The organism is Ruegeria sp. BB9, assembly GCF_056539345.1.
This window is the reverse complement of sequence record NZ_JBQFUU010000005.1, coordinates 168,854-185,373: the sequence shown is the minus strand read 5'-3', so window position 1 is coordinate 185,373 and position 16,520 is coordinate 168,854. Positions and strand designations below refer to the sequence as shown.

Here is a 16,520-nt window from a genome sequence, read left to right as displayed (position 1 = left end):
TCAGACAGGAGCCCGGCCCATGCGTTTCGCCCATCGTCACCTTCTTGGCATCGAGCATCTGTCCCAATCCGACATCACCGCCATTCTGGACCTGGCCGAAAAATACGTCGATCTGAATCGGCAATCGGCCAAGCACTCGGACGTTTTGGCGGGGCTGACCCAGATCAACATGTTCTTCGAAAACTCGACCCGCACGCAGGCCAGTTTCGAACTGGCGGGCAAGCGTCTGGGCGCAGATGTGATGAACATGGCGATGCAGGCCAGCTCGATCAAAAAGGGCGAGACCCTGATCGACACGGCGATGACGCTGAACGCGATGCATCCCGACCTTCTGGTGGTGCGGCATCCGCATTCGGGCGCGGTCGACCTGCTGGCGCAGAAGGTCAACTGCGCGGTGCTGAACGCCGGCGACGGGCGGCACGAACACCCAACGCAGGCGCTGCTGGATGCGCTGACCATCCGCCGGGCCAAGGGGCGGCTGCACCGGTTGAACGTGGCGATCTGCGGGGATGTCGCCCATTCCCGCGTGGCGCGGTCGAACCTGATCCTGCTGGGCAAGATGGAAAACCGCATCCGTCTGATCGGCCCGCCGACGCTGGTGCCCGCGCAATTCGCCGAATTCGGGGCCGAGATCTATGACGACATGACCGAGGGCCTGCGCGACGTGGACGTTGTAATGATGCTGCGCCTTCAGAAAGAGCGGATGGACGGCGGGTTCATCCCGTCGGAACGGGAATACTACCACCGCTATGGCCTGGACGCCGCCAAGCTGGCGCTGGCCAAGCCGGACGCCATCGTGATGCATCCCGGCCCGATGAACCGCGGCGTCGAGATCGACGGCACGCTGGCCGACGACATCAACCGCTCGGTCATCCAGGAACAGGTCGAGATGGGCGTCGCCGTGCGCATGGCCGCGATGGAGTTGCTGGCCCGCAACCTGAAGGAGGCGACATGAGCGATCTGACCCTATCCGCTGGCGAGCGCGGCGTGATCCGCCTGTTCGCGCTGGACATGCGCCCCGAAGAGGCGAAGTTCCTGCGCGAACCCGGCGCGGCGGATCAGGTTCTGGGCGTCTCAGGGCTGGACCCCGAGCAGATCGACGTGTTTCCGGCGTCCGACCTCGAGGATCTGGGCCTCTACGGCTATCTCAGCGAGGGCTGCGGCGTGTCCGAGGACCAGTTGGACCGGGCCAAGCTGGAGTCGGTCGATGGCTGGGTTCTGGTGCTGCGCAGCGCGGCCCTGGGCGGGCGCGCGGCCAAATTGAACCCCGATCCGCGTCTGCGCCTGATCGGCCTTTACACCGAAGAGGCCACGAATTGGAGCGGCGGCACCATCGAGACCGAAAGCGCGCGGCCATACTCGGCCGCGCCGAACCCGGTTTCGAGCGAGCAACCCCGCCGGACGGGATCGGCCTTGCTTGCCTTGATCATCCTGCTGGTCATCGGAGGTGCTCTGTGGCTGATCCTGTGATCTTTGCGCCGAACAAGGGCGCTTATGTCCGCACCAACGCGTGGCTGGCCGCGGGCGCGATGGCGGGGGCGATGCTCGTGCTGTGGCTGATCGGAAATCCCTATGTCTGGACCGGCGCCCCGGCCGGTCTGGCGGCGGTGGGCGTCCGAGCGTGGTACCTTGCCTCGGAGGAACTGGTGGCCAACTGGCAGATGACCGACACCACCCTGACCGGACCCGGCGGACGCAGCGTGCCGCTGAACCAGATCGCGGCCGTGAATATCATGGGCAGCTTCGTGCAGATCGTCACCAAAGGCGGCGACAAGCACCTGATCAAGTACCAGGCCGACCCGGCCGCCATCAAAGCCGCGATTGAAAGGGCAATGGCATGACCAAGCTGATCTTCACCAACGCCCGCCTGATCGACCCCGAAGCCGGAACCGACGCGCTGGGTTGGCTGCACGTGGCCGACGGGCGCATCTTGGCCAGCGGCGACGGTCCAGCTCCCGAGTCGGACGCGCAGGTGATCGATTGCGGTGGTCAGTGTCTGGCCCCCGGCATCGTCGATATCGGCGTCAAGGTCTGCGAGCCGGGCGAGCGGCACAAGGAAAGCTACAAATCCGCGGGCCTTGCCGCTGCGGCCGGGGGCGTGACCACAATGGTCACCCGCCCCGACACCCTGCCTGCGATCGACACGCCGGAAACGCTCGAGTTCGTCACCCGCCGCGCCCAGGCCGACACGCCCGTCAACGTGCTGACCATGGCCGCCCTGACCAAGGGCCGCGACGGGCGCGAGATGACCGAAATCGGGTTTCTGATGGATGCGGGCGCGGTGGCTTTCACCGACTGCGACCATGTGGTGACGGACACCAAGGTGTTCTCGCGCGCGCTGACCTATGCCCGGGCCTGCGGCGCGCTTGTCATCGCCCACCCGCAGGACCCGGGCCTGAGCCACGGTGCTGCCGCCACAAGCGGCAAGTTCGCCGCCCTGCGTGGTCTGCCCGCCGTTTCGCCCATGGCCGAGCGTATGGGGCTGGACCGCGACATCGCCTTGCTGGAAATGACCGGCGCAGCCTATCACGCCGACCAGATCACCACGGCCCGCGCCCTGCCCGCACTGGAACGGGCCAAGCGCAACGGGCTGGACATCACCGCCGGCACCTCGATCCATCACCTGACGCTGAACGAGCTGGACGTGGCCGACTATCGCACCTTCTTCAAGGTCAAGCCGCCGCTGCGATCCGAGGATGACCGGCAGGCGGTGATCGAGGCCGTGCGCTCCGGCCTGATCGACACGATCAGCTCGATGCACACGCCGCAGGACGAGGAAAGCAAACGCCTCCCGTTCGAAGAGGCGGCCTCGGGCGCAGTTGCGTTGGAAACCCTGCTGCCGGCCGCACTGCGCCTGTATCATGCCGATCAACTGGACCTGCCGACGCTGTTCCGCGCCATGACCCTGAATCCGGCGAAACGACTGGGGCTGGACTGCGGCCGCCTCAGCGCAGGCGCCCCGGCCGATCTGGTTCTGTTCGACCCGAATGTGCCCTTCGTGCTGGACCGGTTCACGCTGAAATCGAAATCGCAGAACACCCCGTTTGACGGACAGCGGATGCAGGGTAAGGTCACCGCAACCTACGTTGCAGGCAAAGAAATTTTCCGGAGACCCTGATGCCCGTTTTCGACAGCACGACGACCCAACTGATTATCTGGGCCGCGATCGGATACCTGATGGGGTCGGTGCCCTATGGCATGATCGTTGCGCGGGTGATGGGGCTGGGCAACCTGCGCCAGATCGGATCCGGCAATATCGGTGCCACCAACGTGTTGCGCACCGGCAGCAAGGCGGCGGCGGCGCTGACCCTTCTGTTCGACGCCGGCAAAGGCGCGGTCGCGGTCCTGCTGGCCCGGGCACTGGCCGGCGACGATGCCGCCCAGGTCGCGGCGCTGGCGGCTTTTGTCGGCCATTGCTACCCGGTCTGGCTGAGCTTCAAGGGCGGCAAGGGCGTGGCAACTTTCCTGGGCCTGTGGCTGGCGCTGGACTGGCGGGTGGGCGTTGCGTGCTGTCTGACATGGCTGGTCGCTGCTGCGATCTGGCGGATCTCATCCCTCGGCGCGCTGGCCGCGGCAGCCCTGTCGACAACATGGGTGATGATCCTGACGGACGGGTCGACCTTTTTGTTGGGCGTCGTTCTGACGCTGCTGATTTACTGGCGCCACCGCGAGAATCTGGCCCGCATCAAGGCGGGAACAGAGCCCAAGATCGGGAAATCGTGACCGCGCCGACCGACTTTTTGGACGCATTCTTTGCCTTGCCGGCGGGTTCCTTCACCGGAACCGCAAACGGTCGAAGCTACTCGGTCACGCGGCTGGCGATGGCGGGCGGCAAATCGCACAAGCTGGTCGCCCATGAACGGGGTGGCGCAGACTACATCAGTATGAACCTGTACCTGACGGATCAGAGCGGCGCTTTGCTGCGCCCCTGCGAGATGCCTGCCGCCAAGGTCGTACGCTTTGTTCTTGCCCTGGTACCCGACAGCTGAACCGCGGACCGACCTGCGCAGGCGAACAGACCGCTTGGCATTTCCGCACATTCACGTTTGATTGCTTTGAACGTGATCGCGGCCTTTCCCACCTCAGTTTCCGTGACGCTCAATTACCGGGTGCACGAAACGCAATTTCGGTGCTGGAACGCCCGCGCTTGGACATGCCGGGCAGCCCCGATCACGAAAGGTGGAACCATGAACAAGATCAAATCCCTGTTGGGCGGCGTGGCGCTGTCCGTGGCAATCGCAAGCTCGGCCCTGGCGGCCGGCGTGGAAATCAACGCCTCGTCGACCGGCCTGGCGATGCAGGGTTACGACCCTGTTGCCTATTTCACCGAAGGCGAGCCGACCAAAGGCAGCTACAAGATCACGGCGTTGCACAACGATGCGCTGTACCGTTTTGCCACCGAAGAGAACAAGGCCGCGTTCGAAGCCAATCCCGAGGCCTACCTGCCCGCCTACGGCGGCTACTGTGCCTTCGGAGCGGCCATGGGGTTCAAGTTTGACGGCGATCCGACCTACTGGAAAATCGTGGACAACAAATTGTACCTCAACCTGTCGGAAGACATCCAGCAGCGTTGGGAAGGCGACATCCCCGGCTTCATCGAAAAAGCCAGCGTCAACTGGGAAACGATCGCCGACAAGGATCCGGCCGAACTGCAGCAATAATCTGCTGAACTGGCGGCAAGGATCGGCGGCAGAATGCCTCTGCCGCCGATCGTGATTTGAAGCCCCACGACCCCGAACCTATCTGATCAGAACAACACTCCAAAAGGGCGGCAAGCCGCAGACCTTGCGGAAATCCGGGTCGGAATAACAGCGAAAAACCAATGATCCGGTCCACCGACCGGAACATAATGATCAATACAAACCTTCAGGCCAACGAAAGGCCGAGGCAGATAACTTCCAACGAAAGGATAGCAAGATGACGAGCAAACTGGCACTTTTGACCACCGTTGCAACTTTTGCAGCCGGCACCGCCATGGCGCAGTCCTCGGGCGATTGGACCGGATTCTATGCAGGTGCGCAGGTCGGCTACGCGGATATCGGCACCAGCCTGTCCGGTGTGGACGGAGACGGCGCCATCGGCGGTCTCATCCTTGGTTACGACTATGATCTGGGCGACTGGGTTGTAGGCGGCGGCTTTGACTATGACTGGTCTGATGTCGACCTTTCGGGTGCGGCAACGGTCGAAGACGTCTGGCGGCTGAAAGCCCGCGCCGGCTACAAGGTCAACCCGCAGGGGCTGCTGTACGGTGTCGCCGGTTACGCCGATGCGGGAACCGACACGCTGGGCAGCGACGATGGTTGGTTCATCGGCGCCGGCTATGAACAGATCGTCGCGCCGAACGTCAGCATCGCGGGCGAGCTGCTGTACCACGAGTTCGACAATTTCAACTCGACCGGTGTCGACGTGGATGCAACCACGTTCCAGATCCGGGCGGCATACCGCTTCTGATCCCTCGCGCAGAATCGAACGGGCCCGGCACGGCGTGCCGGGCCTTTTTCATGGCACCAGGATTGTGCTTCCGGTTGTCTGCCGCGCCTCCAGTGCGCGGTGCGCCTCGGCGACCTGATCCAGTTCAAAGCGTTGATCGATGTGAATCTTGACCTCGGCGCCGGCCACCTTGCCGAACAGCCGCCGGGCCATGGCCTGACACGCGGAATGGTCCGCAATATGGGTGAACAGCGTCGGCCGGGTGATCTTCAACGACCCTTTCTGCCCAAGAATGCCGATGTTGAACGGTGGCACCGGTCCCGACGCATTGCCGAAGGAAATCATCATCCCCAATGGCTTGAGGCAGTCCAGCGACCCTTCGAACGTATCGGCACCGACAGAGTCCATAACCGCATCGACCCCTTTGCCGCCGGTAATCTCGGCCACGCGGGACGCAAAATCCTCGGTCCGGTAGTTGATGCAGTGTGTGGCGCCGTTGAACTGGGCCAAACGGCACTTGTCGTCGGTCCCGGCCGTGCCGATCAGCTTGATGCCTTCGGATTTGGCCCACTGGCACGCGATCAGGCCGACACCCCCGGCGGCGGCATGGAACAGAACCGTATCACCACGTTTCAGCGGCGTGGTGCGGTGAAACAAGTATTCAACCGTCAAGCCCTTGAGCATCATGGCCGCCGCGGTCTCGAATGAGATGCCGCCAGGCAAAGGGCACACCTGTGACGCGGGCATCACCCGCGCTTCGCAATAAGCACCGGCCGGCACCGCGGCATAGGCCGCCCGCTGGCCCGGTTTCAGATGGGTCACGCCCTCACCGACTGCCTCGATCACCCCAGCAGCTTCCATTCCCAGCGCGTGCGGCAGTTCCATCGGATACAGACCGGTCCTCTGGTAGACATCAATAAAATTCAGACCGCAGGCGTGATGGCGGATCCGAACTTCGCCCGGTCCCGGGTCACCCAACGGTCTATCCTCGATCTTCAGCACCTCGGGGCCGCCGGTTTCGTGAATGACTACGGTACGCGCCGTTTTCTGCATGCTGACCTCCTTTTGCCTGGATCCAAGCTATCACTTCGGCGCCGCAGGGCAATCGGGCGATCTCACAAGGGTGAACCAGGATTGGAAAAAACTGTGGTACACTAGGATCAGGCGTTGCCGGGTCATCCGGCCACGGGCAACTTTTCGCCGGATGCATCCTGCGGCGCACCTGTGCCAAGGAAAGGGATGACAATGGCAAAGACAATCGGAAACCCGATCAGTTGGACCGCGCAACAACTCGGCGCGACCAGCGATCACATCGCTGAAAACGTAACCGGCATCGGCAGCGCTGACACCCAGCATCTGCCGACGGTTCAAACGCTGACGCTGCAAGACTTGCGAGAGTGCCTGCGCGCCGGATACCAAGACTTTCTGGCGATACGGGCCGATGCCATTTTCATCGTTCTGATCTACCCGATCGCGGGGCTTTTGATGTTCGGATTCGCCATGCAGGCCAACATGGTGCCGCTTCTGGCTCCTCTGGTGGCCGGGTTTGCGCTTATCGGTCCAGTGGCTGCTTTGGGCTTGTATGAGATCAGCCGCAGGCGGGAACAGGGGCAGGAGGTTCACTGGCTGGACGCGCTGGGTATTTTCCGATCCCCCTCGTTCGGCGCCATACTGGCACTGGCCTTTTACCTTGTCATGCTTTTGCTGGTCTGGCTGATGGTGGCACACGGCATCTATGTCGAAACACTGGGTCCGCAGCCGCCAGAGACGCTGGGCCAATTTCTGACACAGGCTCTGACCACCGGCCCCGGCTGGACCATGATCATCATCGGATCGGCGGTTGGGTTCCTGTTTGCTCTGGTGGCCTTGGCCGTCAGCGTTGTCAGCTTCCCGTTGCTTCTTGACCGCAAGATCGGCCTGCCTGTGGCCGTGGTCACCTCGGTCCAGGTCCTGCGGCACAATCCGACCGTGATCCTGACCTGGGGCTTCATCGTCGCCGCGCTGTTGGTTCTTGGCGCGATCCCGCTGCTTTTGGGGCTGATCGTCGTAATGCCTGTCTTGGGGCACGCAACATGGCACCTGTACAGACGCGCCATCGCCTGAGCAGAGCGCGGAACAACCCCCGCGCCGACGTGCCTAGCCTGATACTTTCAAGACGATCTTGCCAATGTGGCCGGAGCTTTCCATGCGGGCATGCGCAGCGGCGGCATCGGCCAGATCAAATTCGCTGTCCATGACCGGGGCAACTTTTCCAGCCTCAAGCAGCGGCCAGACCGCCTCATGCAGATCCTGCGCGATGCGCGCTTTCGCCTGATCGCTCTGTGGCCGCAGCGTGCTGCCGGTCAGGGTCAGGCGTTTGACCATCATCAGCGCAAAGTTCAACTCGACGACGGGTCCTTGCAGAAACGCGATCTGAACCAGCCTGCCGTCCTCGGCCAGCGCCTTGACGTTGCGAGGGATGTAATCGCCGCCAACCATGTCGAGAATCAGATCCGCCCCACCTTCGGCCCGCATGGCAGCAACAAAATCCTCGGTCTTGTAGTTGATTGCCCTCTCGGCCCCCAGGTCCAGACAGGCCTGGCATTTCTCATCCGAACCGGCCGTCACGAAGACCCGGGCTCCGAAAGCGTTGGCCAGCTGAATGGCCGTGGTACCGATCCCGCTCGATCCCCCATGTACAAGGAACCGTTCGCCAGCCTTCAGCCCGCCACGAGTGAACACGTTGGACCAGACAGTAAAGAAGGTTTCGGGCAGGCAGGCGGCCTGTTTCAGGCTCAGGTCCGAGGGCACAGGCAGGCAGTGCACCGCCGGTGTCGCCACGTATTCTGCATACCCGCCGCCAGGCAACAACGCACAGACCTGATCCCCCAGTGCCAACCCAGAGACCCCGGACCCGATGGCCACCACCTCGCCCGAAGCCTCGAGCCCGGGAAGGTCGCTGGCCCCCGGCGGCGGATCATAGGCCCCGGCCCGCTGCAGAGCGTCGGGGCGGTTGACGCCGGCATAGGCCACTTTCAAGACAACCTGACCGTGACCCGGCTCGGGCATGGGGCGTTCCGTCAACTTGAGAACGTCCGGACCTCCGGGCGTGGTGATCTCAATGGCGCGCATCATCTGGGGCATTGGCAAAACTCCTTTGCGCAATGGGTATCAGGCGAATCGGGAAAGGCCCAGCAACAAGAGGCGGTTACTTGCGCGGGTTCAGAAGACCCGGCAGATCGGCCCGCATCCTGACTGGCGCCCGAACCTGACTTGCCAGCCAGTTGGGAACCGCAAGAAAAGGTTTGAACAGCGGGTTGTTGTTGACCTGCGCCTTGAGCTTCTCGAACTGCATCACATCCGCAATGCGGCGATCCAGGAATTCCCATGTCCGCTGGTGGTCCGGGCTGTCATCGCCCAACCAAAACAACAGGGTCGAGGAATACACACCCGACAGTGTCGCGCGTTTGGTGTACCAGTTGACGTCATCCGAAGTGTCGCCCAGCGCATCCCAGATCAGGTCACAGGTGCCCCAGACCGCCTTGGCCCCATCTGCTGCATATGACGGCAATGAAAACAAAGTCACGCCTCGGCGCACCGCCTCCCTGTCGGGGACAGCCTGCAGGCGGAAGCGCACTGCAGCGGCAATCCTGTCGCGGAACTTCAGATCGCTCAGGTCCTCGGACTTCAGCCGTTCAAGCATCTCGGCGTCCCCGCGGGCGTGAAACGCGAGCGCCAGATCCACGGCACCCCGCGGGCAGATGACCCGGGCCAGCCCTTCGTCCAGATCGCAGTCGGCAATGGCCGCGCGAAAGCTCTCTTCGGACCAACCATCAAAAGGAACATGGGTCAGAATTGCGTCCAGCAATTGCTGTTTTGCATCTTCATAGGTCACGGTCATGGCGGTCCTCCGACTGTTGGGCCCAGTACTAGACAAGTTAGGTCCGCTTTGCTATACGGCCAACTCCTGCAATTTCCTTGCAACTCTATCTAGAAAGGTGGTGACAACCACATGCAGGTTAGTGTTCGCGACAACAATGTCGATCAGGCGCTTCGTGCCCTGAAGAAAAAGCTGCAGCGCGAAGGCGTGTTCCGTGAAATGAAGCTGAAGCAACATTTCGAGAAACCCTCCGAGAAAAAAGCGCGCGAGAAAGCTGAAGCGATCCGCCGTGCCCGTAAATTGGCACGCAAGAAAGCCCAGCGCGAAGGTCTGCTCTAAGATCTTCCTCGTCCAGCTTTGGATGACACTATTTGACGACCCCCGTGGCATCGCCCGGGGGTTTGTCGTTTCAGTAGATCTTGGGCACGTACAATTCGTCCGGCAGAACCCGCCGTTCATACTCGGGATTGTATTTCCGATCCGGCAGAGTGACCTTTTCGTGGGGCACCTCTTCGTACGGAATCTTGGTCAGAATGTGCTCCATGCAGTTCAACCTTTCCCGCTTTTTGTCGTTGCCTTCGACAATGTACCAAGGGGCCTCGGGAATGTTGGTTCGGAACAGCATGTCTTCCTTGGCCTTGGTATAGTCTTCCCAGCGGATGCGCGATTCCAGGTCCATCGGTGACAGTTTCCACTGCTTCATCGGATCATGGATTCGCATCAGAAAGCGCAGCTGTTGTTCTTCGTCCGTGATCGAGAACCAGTATTTCAACAAAATGATTCCCGACCGAACCAACATGCGCTCGAATTCGGGAACGTCCTGAAAGAACTGCTCGACCTGGGCTTCGGTGGCGAAGCCCATCACCCGTTCAACGCCCGCCCGGTTGTACCACGACCGGTCGAACAGAACGATCTCACCCGCCGCCGGCAAATGCGGCACATAGCGTTGAAAATACCACTGGCTCTGCTCGCGCCGGCTGGGGGCGGGCAAAGCGACGACGCGTGCAACCCGCGGGTCCAGCCGCTGGGTGATCCGCTTGATTACCCCGCCCTTTCCAGCGCTGTCGCGCCCTTCGAACAGGATGCAAACCTTGGCGCCGGTATGCTGCACCCAGTCCTGAACCTTGATCAGCTCGGCCTGCAGGCGCAACAGGTTGCGGAAATAGACCTTGCGATCCAGCATTTCAGGATGCTGTTCGCGATAGATCTTGCGGACCTCCATCGACAGCATGGGTTCGCTGAACTCAATCTCAAAATCCTCGTCCAGTGTGTCCTGCAACTCGGCTTCCAGCCAATCGTCGACTGTGTTCTCATATTCTTCAGCCAAGGGCCTGCTCCTTATCTCTCAACAGTCTCGGACCATATCGGGTACGTGTAACCGGCCAATGTCATGCCGACCTGTTTCCCGCCCCGAAAGCCAATATTGAACCGGCTCAACGGCAGATACAACCGCATCGGCAAGACTGCCGCACCAGGGTCAGACAGGCAGTGCTGTCGTCTTGAAAACGGTCCGCAGGGCGAACGAGCTTTGCATTTGCGCAACTCCGGGCAGGCGCGACAGATACTGGCGGTGGATGCGCGCAAAATCCTCGGTGTTTTCGGCAACCACCTTCAGGACATAATCGGCCGACCCGGCCATCAGGTGGCACTCCAGAACGTCCGGAATGCGCCGGACCGCCCGCTCGAAGGCCTCCAGCACCTCCTCGGCCTGACCCTGCAAGGTGATCTCGACGAATACGGTTGTCGGCACCCCCAGTTTGCGCGCATTCAACAGCGCGACATAGTCCCGGATATAGCCTTCCGCCTCAAGCCGCTGGACCCGGCGATGGCAGGCAGAGGGCGACAGGTTGACCTGCTCTGACAGTTCCGCGTTCGACATACGCCCCTTGCGCTGAAGGGCCGCCAGAATCTTTCGGTCAGTCGCATCAAGTGACATTCACGCACATCCGTTGCAAGATTTTCTCATTTCATCGAAAAATTTCCCACATATTAGCGCATTTGCGCACCGAGTTTCACAGAAATTGCGCGGTTTTCTGCACATAATTTGTGCAGTTTATGAATGGAGAGCCCCATGAAAATCGGTTGCCCAAAAGAAATCAAACCGCAGGAATTCCGCGTCGGCATGACCCCGAACGCCGCGCAGGAAGCGGTTGCCCGTGGTCACGAGGTCATCATCGAAACCGGCGCCGGGTTGGGTTCAGGCTTTGACAACGACGCCTATGTCGCCGCAGGCGCGCGCATTGTGGACACCGCTGAAGAGGTGTTCGCGACCGCCGACATGATCGTCAAGGTCAAGGAACCGCAAGCGGTCGAGCGCAAGATGCTGCGCGAAGGCCAGCTGCTGTTCACCTACCTGCACCTGGCGCCCGACCCGGAGCAAACCCACGATCTGCTGGCTTCGGGCTGCACGGCGATCGCCTATGAAACGGTGACGGATTCCAACGGTGGTCTGCCGCTGCTTGCCCCGATGTCCGAAGTCGCGGGGCGTCTGGCCCCGCAAGTCGGTTCGTGGACCCTGCAAAAGGCCAATGGCGGGCGCGGCGTTCTGATGGGCGGCGTCCCTGGTGTGGGCCCGGCAAAGGTTGTCGTGATCGGTGGCGGCGTCGTTGGCACGCATGCGGCTCAGGTGGCGGCTGGCATGGGCGCTGATGTGACCGTTCTGGACCGTTCGCTGCCGCGCCTTCGCTATCTGGATGACGTCTTCGGTGGCCGGTTCAAGAACCAGTACTCGACCGCGGGTGCCACGGCCGAGCTGATCCAGTCGGCTGATATGGTGATCGGGGCCGTTCTGATCCCAGGCGCGGCCGCCCCGAAACTGATCACCCGCGAGCAATTGTCGACCATGAAGCCGGGCGCTGTGCTTGTCGACGTAGCAATCGACCAGGGCGGCTGTTTCGAAACCTCCAAGGCAACGACGCACGCCGATCCGATCTATGAGGTTGATGGCATTATGCACTACTGCGTGGCCAATATGCCGGGCGCGGTGGCACGGACCTCGACCATCGCGCTGGGGAACGCAACGATGCCGTTCATGCTGGCGCTGGCCGACAAGGGCTGGAAGCAGGCGTGCCAGGACGATCCCCACCTTCTGGCGGGCCTCAACGTGCACGCCGGCCAGCTGACCTACTATGCCGTAGGCAAGGCACTGGGGATCGACGTGGTCTCGCCCGCAATGGTCGTCAAGGCCTGATCGAAACGCAACAGCGCCGCGCGTCTGCGCGGCCCTTGGCCCAACCGGAGAAGGGCATTTCCAATGCCCGACGGACGGACGGGAGCATTCAGCCTTCTTTGTGGATTTCCACCGAGTGCGGGTAGGGGATCGAAATGCCCTTGCTGTCAAACGCTTCCTTGACGGCCTTGGTCAGATCGAACTTGACGTCCCAATAGTCGGCGGCGGCACACCACAACCGCGCGGTCAGATCCACCGAGCTGTCTCCCAAGTTGGTCACACGCACCCAGGGCTCCGGGTCCGAGTGTATGCGCTTGTCCGACTTGGCCACATCCAGAATGATCTTCATGGCCGCATCCGCACTGTCGCCATAGTCGATCCCGAATACCAGATCGACACGCCGCGTGTCGTGGGCCGAGTAGTTGGTGATGATCGACCCCCAGGCCTGACCGTTGGGAACGATGATCTGCACATTGTCGGGCGTGACCAGTTCGGTCGTGAACAGGTTCAGGTCCTTCACCGTGCCGGCTGTTCCACCGATATCCACGAACTGACCCAACCTGTATGGCCGGAAAACCACCAGCATCACACCTGCGGCAAGATCGCTGAGCGTGCCCTGCAGCGCAAGGCCGATGGCCAGCGAAGCGGCACCCAGAATGGCAACGATACTCGTCGCTTCGATCCCGAAGATGCCAAGCACAGCAACCAGAACAATGGCCAGGATCACCCATTTGACGGTGCTGGCAACGAAATTCCCCAAAGTCGGATCGATTTGCGGGGTCGAATTAATTCGGCGGCGAACGATCCCTGCGATCATGCCAGCGGCTATCCAGCCGATAACAAGAACGATCAGGGCTTTGACCGCGCTCATGATCAATGGGGCAAATGCCCCTACCTGCGTCACGACCTCATCCACGGGCGTCTCCTTTCCAACAGCAACAAACCCGCGACTTTTGCGCGGGGTTTCCGCAACATTGGGCGATAAAACCGCACAGGTCTAGGTTTGAAATGTCCCGGATTTCCCCGCTGTGCTTCAGCAAACAGTCGCTGCCCGGGGTTGCACAGACCGCCATCTAACAATCCGCCCCTGAATGCCTAGCTTGCAATAGTACCCGAACAAGGAGATTGCCATGCTGGACACCGCCACCTTCCCGATCATGACCAAATGGCCCCCGCATTCGCCGGAGCGGATCCAACTCTATTCCTTCCCGACGCCGAACGGCGTGAAGGTGTCCATCATGCTCGAAGAAACAGGCCTGCCCTACGAGGCGCACAAGGTCACCCTGTCAGACGCCGACGTCAAAAGCCCCGAGTTTCTGTCGCTGAACCCAAACAACAAGATTCCGGCGATCATCGATCCTGACGGCCCGGGCGGACAGCCCCTGGCGCTGTTCGAAAGTGGTGCGATCCTGCTGTACCTGGCCGAGAAAACCGGCAAGTTCCTCGGCCAGAACACGGCCGACAAGTATCGGATCACGCAATGGCTGATGTTCCAGATGGGCGGCGTGGGTCCGATGTTCGGGCAGCTGGGTTACTTCCACAAGTTCGCCGGCAGCGCGATCGAAGACCCGCGTCCGCGCGAGCGGTATGTCAACGAGGCCAAACGGCTGCTGAATGTCGTCGAGACCCAGTTGCACGGGCAGGACTGGATCGCCGGTGAGTACTCAATTGCCGATATCGCTTTGGCCCCGTGGCTGCGCGGCCTTGATTTCTACGGCGCCAAAGAGTTGGTCGGCTGGGACGATCATCGCAACACCATCGCCTATCTGAACCGGTTCCTGGACCGGCCCGCGGTTCAAAAGGGTCTGGTCACGCCTCCGCGCGGGTAAGGGATCACGCCGTCGCCGCCTTACAAGCGGCGTCGGCATTCCGTGCCATCAACCGGGCAGTTTCCCGGTCAGCACATAGCGTAGAATCTCGACCACCTGACGGGGCTCCTCGGCCACCGCCAACGCGGCGGCATCGACCTCTTTCAGCGCATGCTGATGGTCGGGGCCGTGCAACACGATGATCGACTTGCCCAGGGCCGCGGCATAGCCCGCGTCGAAGGCCGCATTCCACTGCTTGTACTTGTCGCCGAACCGCACCACGACGACGTCGGCATCGGCGATCCCCTTGCGGGTACGGATCGCGTTGACCATCGCGCCTTTGTGGTCGTGCCAGTACTTGTTCGGCTCGGCCCCCAGAATGGCGACACCGCAATCGTCGCTGGCCGCATGATCGGTGACGGGGCTGTTGAACGTGACATCCAACCCCTGCGCGCCTTCGATGATCTGTTCGCGCCAATCCGTGTGGATCTCGCCCGACAGGTAGACATTCAAACCCATTGCAGCCTCCGCCTTTTGCTTCTGGCCCTGTTTACTGCCCAATCACGCGAAGCCCAATGCGGAAGTTGCCTGCCGATGCGGCGCTGGCGTTACAGCTTGCGAGCCACCAGATAGCGCGAAGGCGGTTTTGCCGGAAAATTCCCGCTTTCTATGATCTCGAACCCGGCCTTTTCAATGGTCGTTTCCAGTGTCTTGATGTCGAATTGGCTGACGAATGGCGCTTTGCCCAAAAGCTGCATGACCGGTAAGAGCAACTTCAGCAAGCCGAACTTGAACCCCAATCCACCCTGGGCAAGACAGGGCGTTTTTGAAATGAACAGACCGCCGGGTTTCAACACCTCATGAACCGCGGCCAGCGTCGCCTCCAGATCGCGGATCAGGTGCAGCAGATTGAACGCCATCACCACATCATAGGCCCAATTCGGGGGGTGGGTCGCGTCGGCCTCAACAAAGACAACGTTTTCGATCTGCTCCTCTTGCGCCAACCTGCGGCCCACGGCCAACATGCCCGGAGAGACATCACTCGCCGTGATCGTATCCGCATGGCCGGACAGCCGCAGCGCGGTGCGCCCGGTTCCGCAGCCCAGTTCCAGCACCTGATCGGTCGGCTTCAGGTAGGACACCGTGCGTTGCAACGTGTGCTCGTAGGACTCCATGTCCCGGATCGGGGATTTCGCGTATTTCTCGGCGATTCCGTCCCAGAATTTGGCTGTGGCGGTCATGTCGGCTCTCCTTTGAGCGCAAGGTAGTGATACGCGTTTCAAAGGTGAATTGCCGAATTTCGCAGAATCCTTATACATTCATGCATGGATGATCCGCGCAAATTCGACTGGAACCATATCCGCGCCTTTCTGGCCACGGCCGAGACGGGCTCGCTTTCGGCCGCGGCACGACGATTGGACCATACACAACCGACCCTCAGCCGCCAGATCGCCGCGCTTGAATCCGACCTGGGCGTGATGCTGTTCGAACGGGTCGGCCGATCACTTCAGATCACCACCGCCGGGATCGAGTTGTTGGAGCACACGAGAGAGATGGGCGCAGCTGCAGATCGCATTGCGTTGGCCGCGTCCGGTCAGGCGCAATCGATCGAGGGGCAGGTGCGGATCACCGCAAGCGACGTGATGTCGGCCTATATCCTGCCGGATCTGCTGCGCGAGATCCGCGTGCAGGCTCCGAAACTGCGGATCGATGTGGTCGCCGCGAACGACATTCGCGATCTGATGCGGCGCGAGGCGGATATCGCCATCCGCCATGTCCGCCCCGATCAGCCCGACCTGATCGCAAAACTGGTGCAGGAGGCTGAGGGGCATTTCTATGCCGCCACCGCCTACCTGAACCGCGCTGGACGCCCCAAGTCCCTGTCGGACCTGTCCCGGCACGCGTTCATCAGTTTCGGCGACACCGCGCAGATGATCGCCTATTTCGAACCGATCGGCCTGCATCTGACCGAAGAAAACTTCCGCCTGGGGTCGCAGAACGGCATCGTCTCGTGGGAGTTTGCCCGGCAGGGCTTTGGCATCGCGCCCATGTCCGAGCCGGTTGGCGATGCCACACCCGGTATGGAGCGCGTCCTTCCCGACATGGAGCCGCTGCGGTTCCCGATCTGGCTGACCACCCATCGCGAGCTGCATACCAGCCGGCGCATCCGGCTGGTCTTTGACCTGCTGGCGGATTTCTTCGCAAAATGAAACACGCGCGCCATGGGCGCGCGTGCCACTTCGGGTTCAAGCCA

21 protein-coding genes are annotated in these 16,520 nt (G+C 61.6%); 13 read left to right on the top strand and 8 right to left on the bottom strand.

Annotation, left to right across the window (positions count from 1 at the left end):
- Positions 1-19 precede the first annotated feature (19 nt).
- The 8 genes from ACR0FC_RS16635 to ACR0FC_RS16600 all read left to right on the top strand — a co-directional run bounded on the left by ACR0FC_RS16635 (position 20) and on the right by ACR0FC_RS16600 (position 5,451).
- Complete coding sequence (locus tag ACR0FC_RS16635) at positions 20-955, top strand: aspartate carbamoyltransferase catalytic subunit (RefSeq protein WP_170342298.1); 936 nt, start codon at positions 20-22, stop codon at positions 953-955.
- Positions 952-1,470, top strand: a complete 519-nt coding sequence (locus tag ACR0FC_RS16630; RefSeq protein WP_170342299.1) for a hypothetical protein — start codon at positions 952-954, stop codon at positions 1,468-1,470. The genes ACR0FC_RS16635 and ACR0FC_RS16630 overlap by 4 nt, the downstream gene beginning before the upstream one ends.
- Complete coding sequence (locus tag ACR0FC_RS16625) at positions 1,455-1,841, top strand: hypothetical protein (protein WP_367646368.1); 387 nt, start codon at positions 1,455-1,457, stop codon at positions 1,839-1,841. Before ACR0FC_RS16630 ends, ACR0FC_RS16625 begins: the two co-directional genes overlap by 16 nt.
- Positions 1,838-3,118, top strand: a complete 1,281-nt coding sequence (pyrC, locus tag ACR0FC_RS16620) for a dihydroorotase (RefSeq protein ID WP_170342301.1) — start codon at positions 1,838-1,840, stop codon at positions 3,116-3,118. Before ACR0FC_RS16625 ends, pyrC begins: the two co-directional genes overlap by 4 nt.
- On the top strand, positions 3,118-3,723 hold the full coding sequence (gene plsY, locus ACR0FC_RS16615) for a glycerol-3-phosphate 1-O-acyltransferase PlsY (protein ID WP_093963548.1): 606 nt from the start codon (positions 3,118-3,120) through the stop codon (positions 3,721-3,723). The genes pyrC and plsY overlap by 1 nt, the downstream gene beginning before the upstream one ends.
- Positions 3,720-3,989: a hypothetical protein gene (locus ACR0FC_RS16610; protein ID WP_170342303.1), complete on the top strand. Its 270-nt coding sequence runs from the start codon at positions 3,720-3,722 to the stop codon at positions 3,987-3,989. The genes plsY and ACR0FC_RS16610 overlap by 4 nt, the downstream gene beginning before the upstream one ends.
- Positions 3,990-4,187: 198 nt before the next feature.
- A complete protein-coding gene (locus ACR0FC_RS16605) occupies positions 4,188-4,661 on the top strand; it encodes a YHS domain-containing (seleno)protein (RefSeq protein WP_093963550.1) in 474 nt (157 codons plus the stop codon).
- Between the two features lie 256 nt (positions 4,662-4,917).
- A complete protein-coding gene (locus ACR0FC_RS16600; RefSeq protein WP_093963551.1) occupies positions 4,918-5,451 on the top strand; it encodes an outer membrane protein in 534 nt (177 codons plus the stop codon).
- A gap of 48 nt (positions 5,452-5,499) precedes the next feature.
- Here the strand turns inward: ACR0FC_RS16600 and ACR0FC_RS16595 are convergent, their stop codons facing one another.
- Positions 5,500-6,483, bottom strand: coding sequence for a quinone oxidoreductase family protein (locus ACR0FC_RS16595; RefSeq protein WP_170342305.1), 984 nt, complete (start codon positions 6,481-6,483; stop codon positions 5,500-5,502).
- A 192-nt stretch (positions 6,484-6,675) separates the two neighbouring features.
- On the opposite strand from ACR0FC_RS16595, the gene ACR0FC_RS16590 reads away from it, so the two are divergent.
- The gene (locus tag ACR0FC_RS16590; protein ID WP_170342307.1) at positions 6,676-7,533 is read left to right on the top strand and encodes a DUF2189 domain-containing protein; all 858 of its coding nucleotides are present in this window, start codon (positions 6,676-6,678) and stop codon (positions 7,531-7,533) included.
- Between the two features lie 33 nt (positions 7,534-7,566).
- Here the strand turns inward: ACR0FC_RS16590 and ACR0FC_RS16585 are convergent, their stop codons facing one another.
- Together ACR0FC_RS16585 and ACR0FC_RS16580 are read right to left on the bottom strand one after the other, a co-directional pair.
- Positions 7,567-8,553 (bottom strand): NAD(P)H-quinone oxidoreductase, encoded by a 987-nt coding sequence (locus tag ACR0FC_RS16585; RefSeq protein WP_170342309.1) that lies wholly within the window; start codon positions 8,551-8,553, stop codon positions 7,567-7,569.
- A gap of 64 nt (positions 8,554-8,617) precedes the next feature.
- The gene (locus ACR0FC_RS16580) at positions 8,618-9,310 is read right to left on the bottom strand and encodes a COQ9 family protein (RefSeq protein WP_170342311.1); all 693 of its coding nucleotides are present in this window, start codon (positions 9,308-9,310) and stop codon (positions 8,618-8,620) included.
- A 111-nt stretch (positions 9,311-9,421) separates the two neighbouring features.
- On the opposite strand from ACR0FC_RS16580, the gene rpsU reads away from it, so the two are divergent.
- A complete protein-coding gene (gene rpsU, locus ACR0FC_RS16575) occupies positions 9,422-9,628 on the top strand; it encodes a 30S ribosomal protein S21 (protein ID WP_005614280.1) in 207 nt (68 codons plus the stop codon).
- A 70-nt stretch (positions 9,629-9,698) separates the two neighbouring features.
- Here rpsU and ppk2 read toward each other — a convergent pair whose 3' ends face one another.
- Positions 9,699-10,616: a polyphosphate kinase 2 gene (gene ppk2 / locus ACR0FC_RS16570; RefSeq protein WP_093963555.1), complete on the bottom strand. Its 918-nt coding sequence runs from the start codon at positions 10,614-10,616 to the stop codon at positions 9,699-9,701.
- A gap of 150 nt (positions 10,617-10,766) precedes the next feature.
- Positions 10,767-11,225, bottom strand: a complete 459-nt coding sequence (locus ACR0FC_RS16565; RefSeq protein WP_093963556.1) for an Lrp/AsnC family transcriptional regulator — start codon at positions 11,223-11,225, stop codon at positions 10,767-10,769.
- Between the two features lie 135 nt (positions 11,226-11,360).
- Between ACR0FC_RS16565 and ald the strand changes: the two genes are divergently transcribed.
- The gene (gene ald / locus ACR0FC_RS16560) at positions 11,361-12,479 is read left to right on the top strand and encodes an alanine dehydrogenase (protein ID WP_170342313.1); all 1,119 of its coding nucleotides are present in this window, start codon (positions 11,361-11,363) and stop codon (positions 12,477-12,479) included.
- Between the two features lie 88 nt (positions 12,480-12,567).
- Here ald and ACR0FC_RS16555 read toward each other — a convergent pair whose 3' ends face one another.
- Positions 12,568-13,374, bottom strand: a complete 807-nt coding sequence (locus tag ACR0FC_RS16555; protein WP_170342315.1) for a mechanosensitive ion channel family protein — start codon at positions 13,372-13,374, stop codon at positions 12,568-12,570.
- A gap of 214 nt (positions 13,375-13,588) precedes the next feature.
- Between ACR0FC_RS16555 and ACR0FC_RS16550 the strand changes: the two genes are divergently transcribed.
- Entirely contained in the window at positions 13,589-14,287 is a 699-nt protein-coding gene (locus tag ACR0FC_RS16550; protein WP_170342317.1) for a glutathione S-transferase family protein, read from the top strand.
- Between the two features lie 48 nt (positions 14,288-14,335).
- Here ACR0FC_RS16550 and ACR0FC_RS16545 read toward each other — a convergent pair whose 3' ends face one another.
- Positions 14,336-14,785 carry a YtoQ family protein gene (locus ACR0FC_RS16545; protein WP_170342319.1) on the bottom strand — a complete coding sequence of 150 codons (450 nt, stop codon included), beginning with the start codon at positions 14,783-14,785 and terminating at the stop codon, positions 14,336-14,338.
- An 89-nt stretch (positions 14,786-14,874) separates the two neighbouring features.
- The gene (locus tag ACR0FC_RS16540) at positions 14,875-15,507 is read right to left on the bottom strand and encodes a class I SAM-dependent methyltransferase (RefSeq protein WP_170342321.1); all 633 of its coding nucleotides are present in this window, start codon (positions 15,505-15,507) and stop codon (positions 14,875-14,877) included.
- A gap of 84 nt (positions 15,508-15,591) precedes the next feature.
- On the opposite strand from ACR0FC_RS16540, the gene ACR0FC_RS16535 reads away from it, so the two are divergent.
- Positions 15,592-16,476, top strand: coding sequence for a LysR family transcriptional regulator (locus ACR0FC_RS16535; protein ID WP_170342323.1), 885 nt, complete (start codon positions 15,592-15,594; stop codon positions 16,474-16,476).
- The last annotated feature ends 44 nt before the right edge of the window (positions 16,477-16,520 follow it).

What these genes read in the sequence shown, in the direction of transcription:
- ACR0FC_RS16565 (WP_093963556.1), bottom strand. Translation starts at nt 11,225, where the DNA reads ATGTCACTTGATGCGACTGACCGAAAGATTCTGGCGGCCCTTCAGCGC.
- ACR0FC_RS16595 (WP_170342305.1), bottom strand. Translation starts at nt 6,483, where the DNA reads ATGCAGAAAACGGCGCGTACCGTAGTCATTCACGAAACCGGCGGCCCC.
- ald (WP_170342313.1), top strand. Translation starts at nt 11,361, where the DNA reads ATGAAAATCGGTTGCCCAAAAGAAATCAAACCGCAGGAATTCCGCGTC.
- ACR0FC_RS16540 (WP_170342321.1), bottom strand. Translation starts at nt 15,507, where the DNA reads ATGACCGCCACAGCCAAATTCTGGGACGGAATCGCCGAGAAATACGCG.
- ACR0FC_RS16580 (WP_170342311.1), bottom strand. Translation starts at nt 9,310, where the DNA reads ATGACCGTGACCTATGAAGATGCAAAACAGCAATTGCTGGACGCAATT.
- ACR0FC_RS16550 (WP_170342317.1), top strand. Translation starts at nt 13,589, where the DNA reads ATGCTGGACACCGCCACCTTCCCGATCATGACCAAATGGCCCCCGCAT.
- ACR0FC_RS16635 (WP_170342298.1), top strand. Translation starts at nt 20, where the DNA reads ATGCGTTTCGCCCATCGTCACCTTCTTGGCATCGAGCATCTGTCCCAA.
- ACR0FC_RS16600 (WP_093963551.1), top strand. Translation starts at nt 4,918, where the DNA reads ATGACGAGCAAACTGGCACTTTTGACCACCGTTGCAACTTTTGCAGCC.
- ACR0FC_RS16545 (WP_170342319.1), bottom strand. Translation starts at nt 14,785, where the DNA reads ATGGGTTTGAATGTCTACCTGTCGGGCGAGATCCACACGGATTGGCGC.
- ACR0FC_RS16630 (WP_170342299.1), top strand. Translation starts at nt 952, where the DNA reads ATGAGCGATCTGACCCTATCCGCTGGCGAGCGCGGCGTGATCCGCCTG.
- ACR0FC_RS16605 (WP_093963550.1), top strand. Translation starts at nt 4,188, where the DNA reads ATGAACAAGATCAAATCCCTGTTGGGCGGCGTGGCGCTGTCCGTGGCA.
- pyrC (WP_170342301.1), top strand. Translation starts at nt 1,838, where the DNA reads ATGACCAAGCTGATCTTCACCAACGCCCGCCTGATCGACCCCGAAGCC.
- ACR0FC_RS16590 (WP_170342307.1), top strand. Translation starts at nt 6,676, where the DNA reads ATGGCAAAGACAATCGGAAACCCGATCAGTTGGACCGCGCAACAACTC.
- ACR0FC_RS16585 (WP_170342309.1), bottom strand. Translation starts at nt 8,553, where the DNA reads ATGCCCCAGATGATGCGCGCCATTGAGATCACCACGCCCGGAGGTCCG.
- plsY (WP_093963548.1), top strand. Translation starts at nt 3,118, where the DNA reads ATGCCCGTTTTCGACAGCACGACGACCCAACTGATTATCTGGGCCGCG.
- rpsU (WP_005614280.1), top strand. Translation starts at nt 9,422, where the DNA reads ATGCAGGTTAGTGTTCGCGACAACAATGTCGATCAGGCGCTTCGTGCC.
- ACR0FC_RS16535 (WP_170342323.1), top strand. Translation starts at nt 15,592, where the DNA reads ATGGATGATCCGCGCAAATTCGACTGGAACCATATCCGCGCCTTTCTG.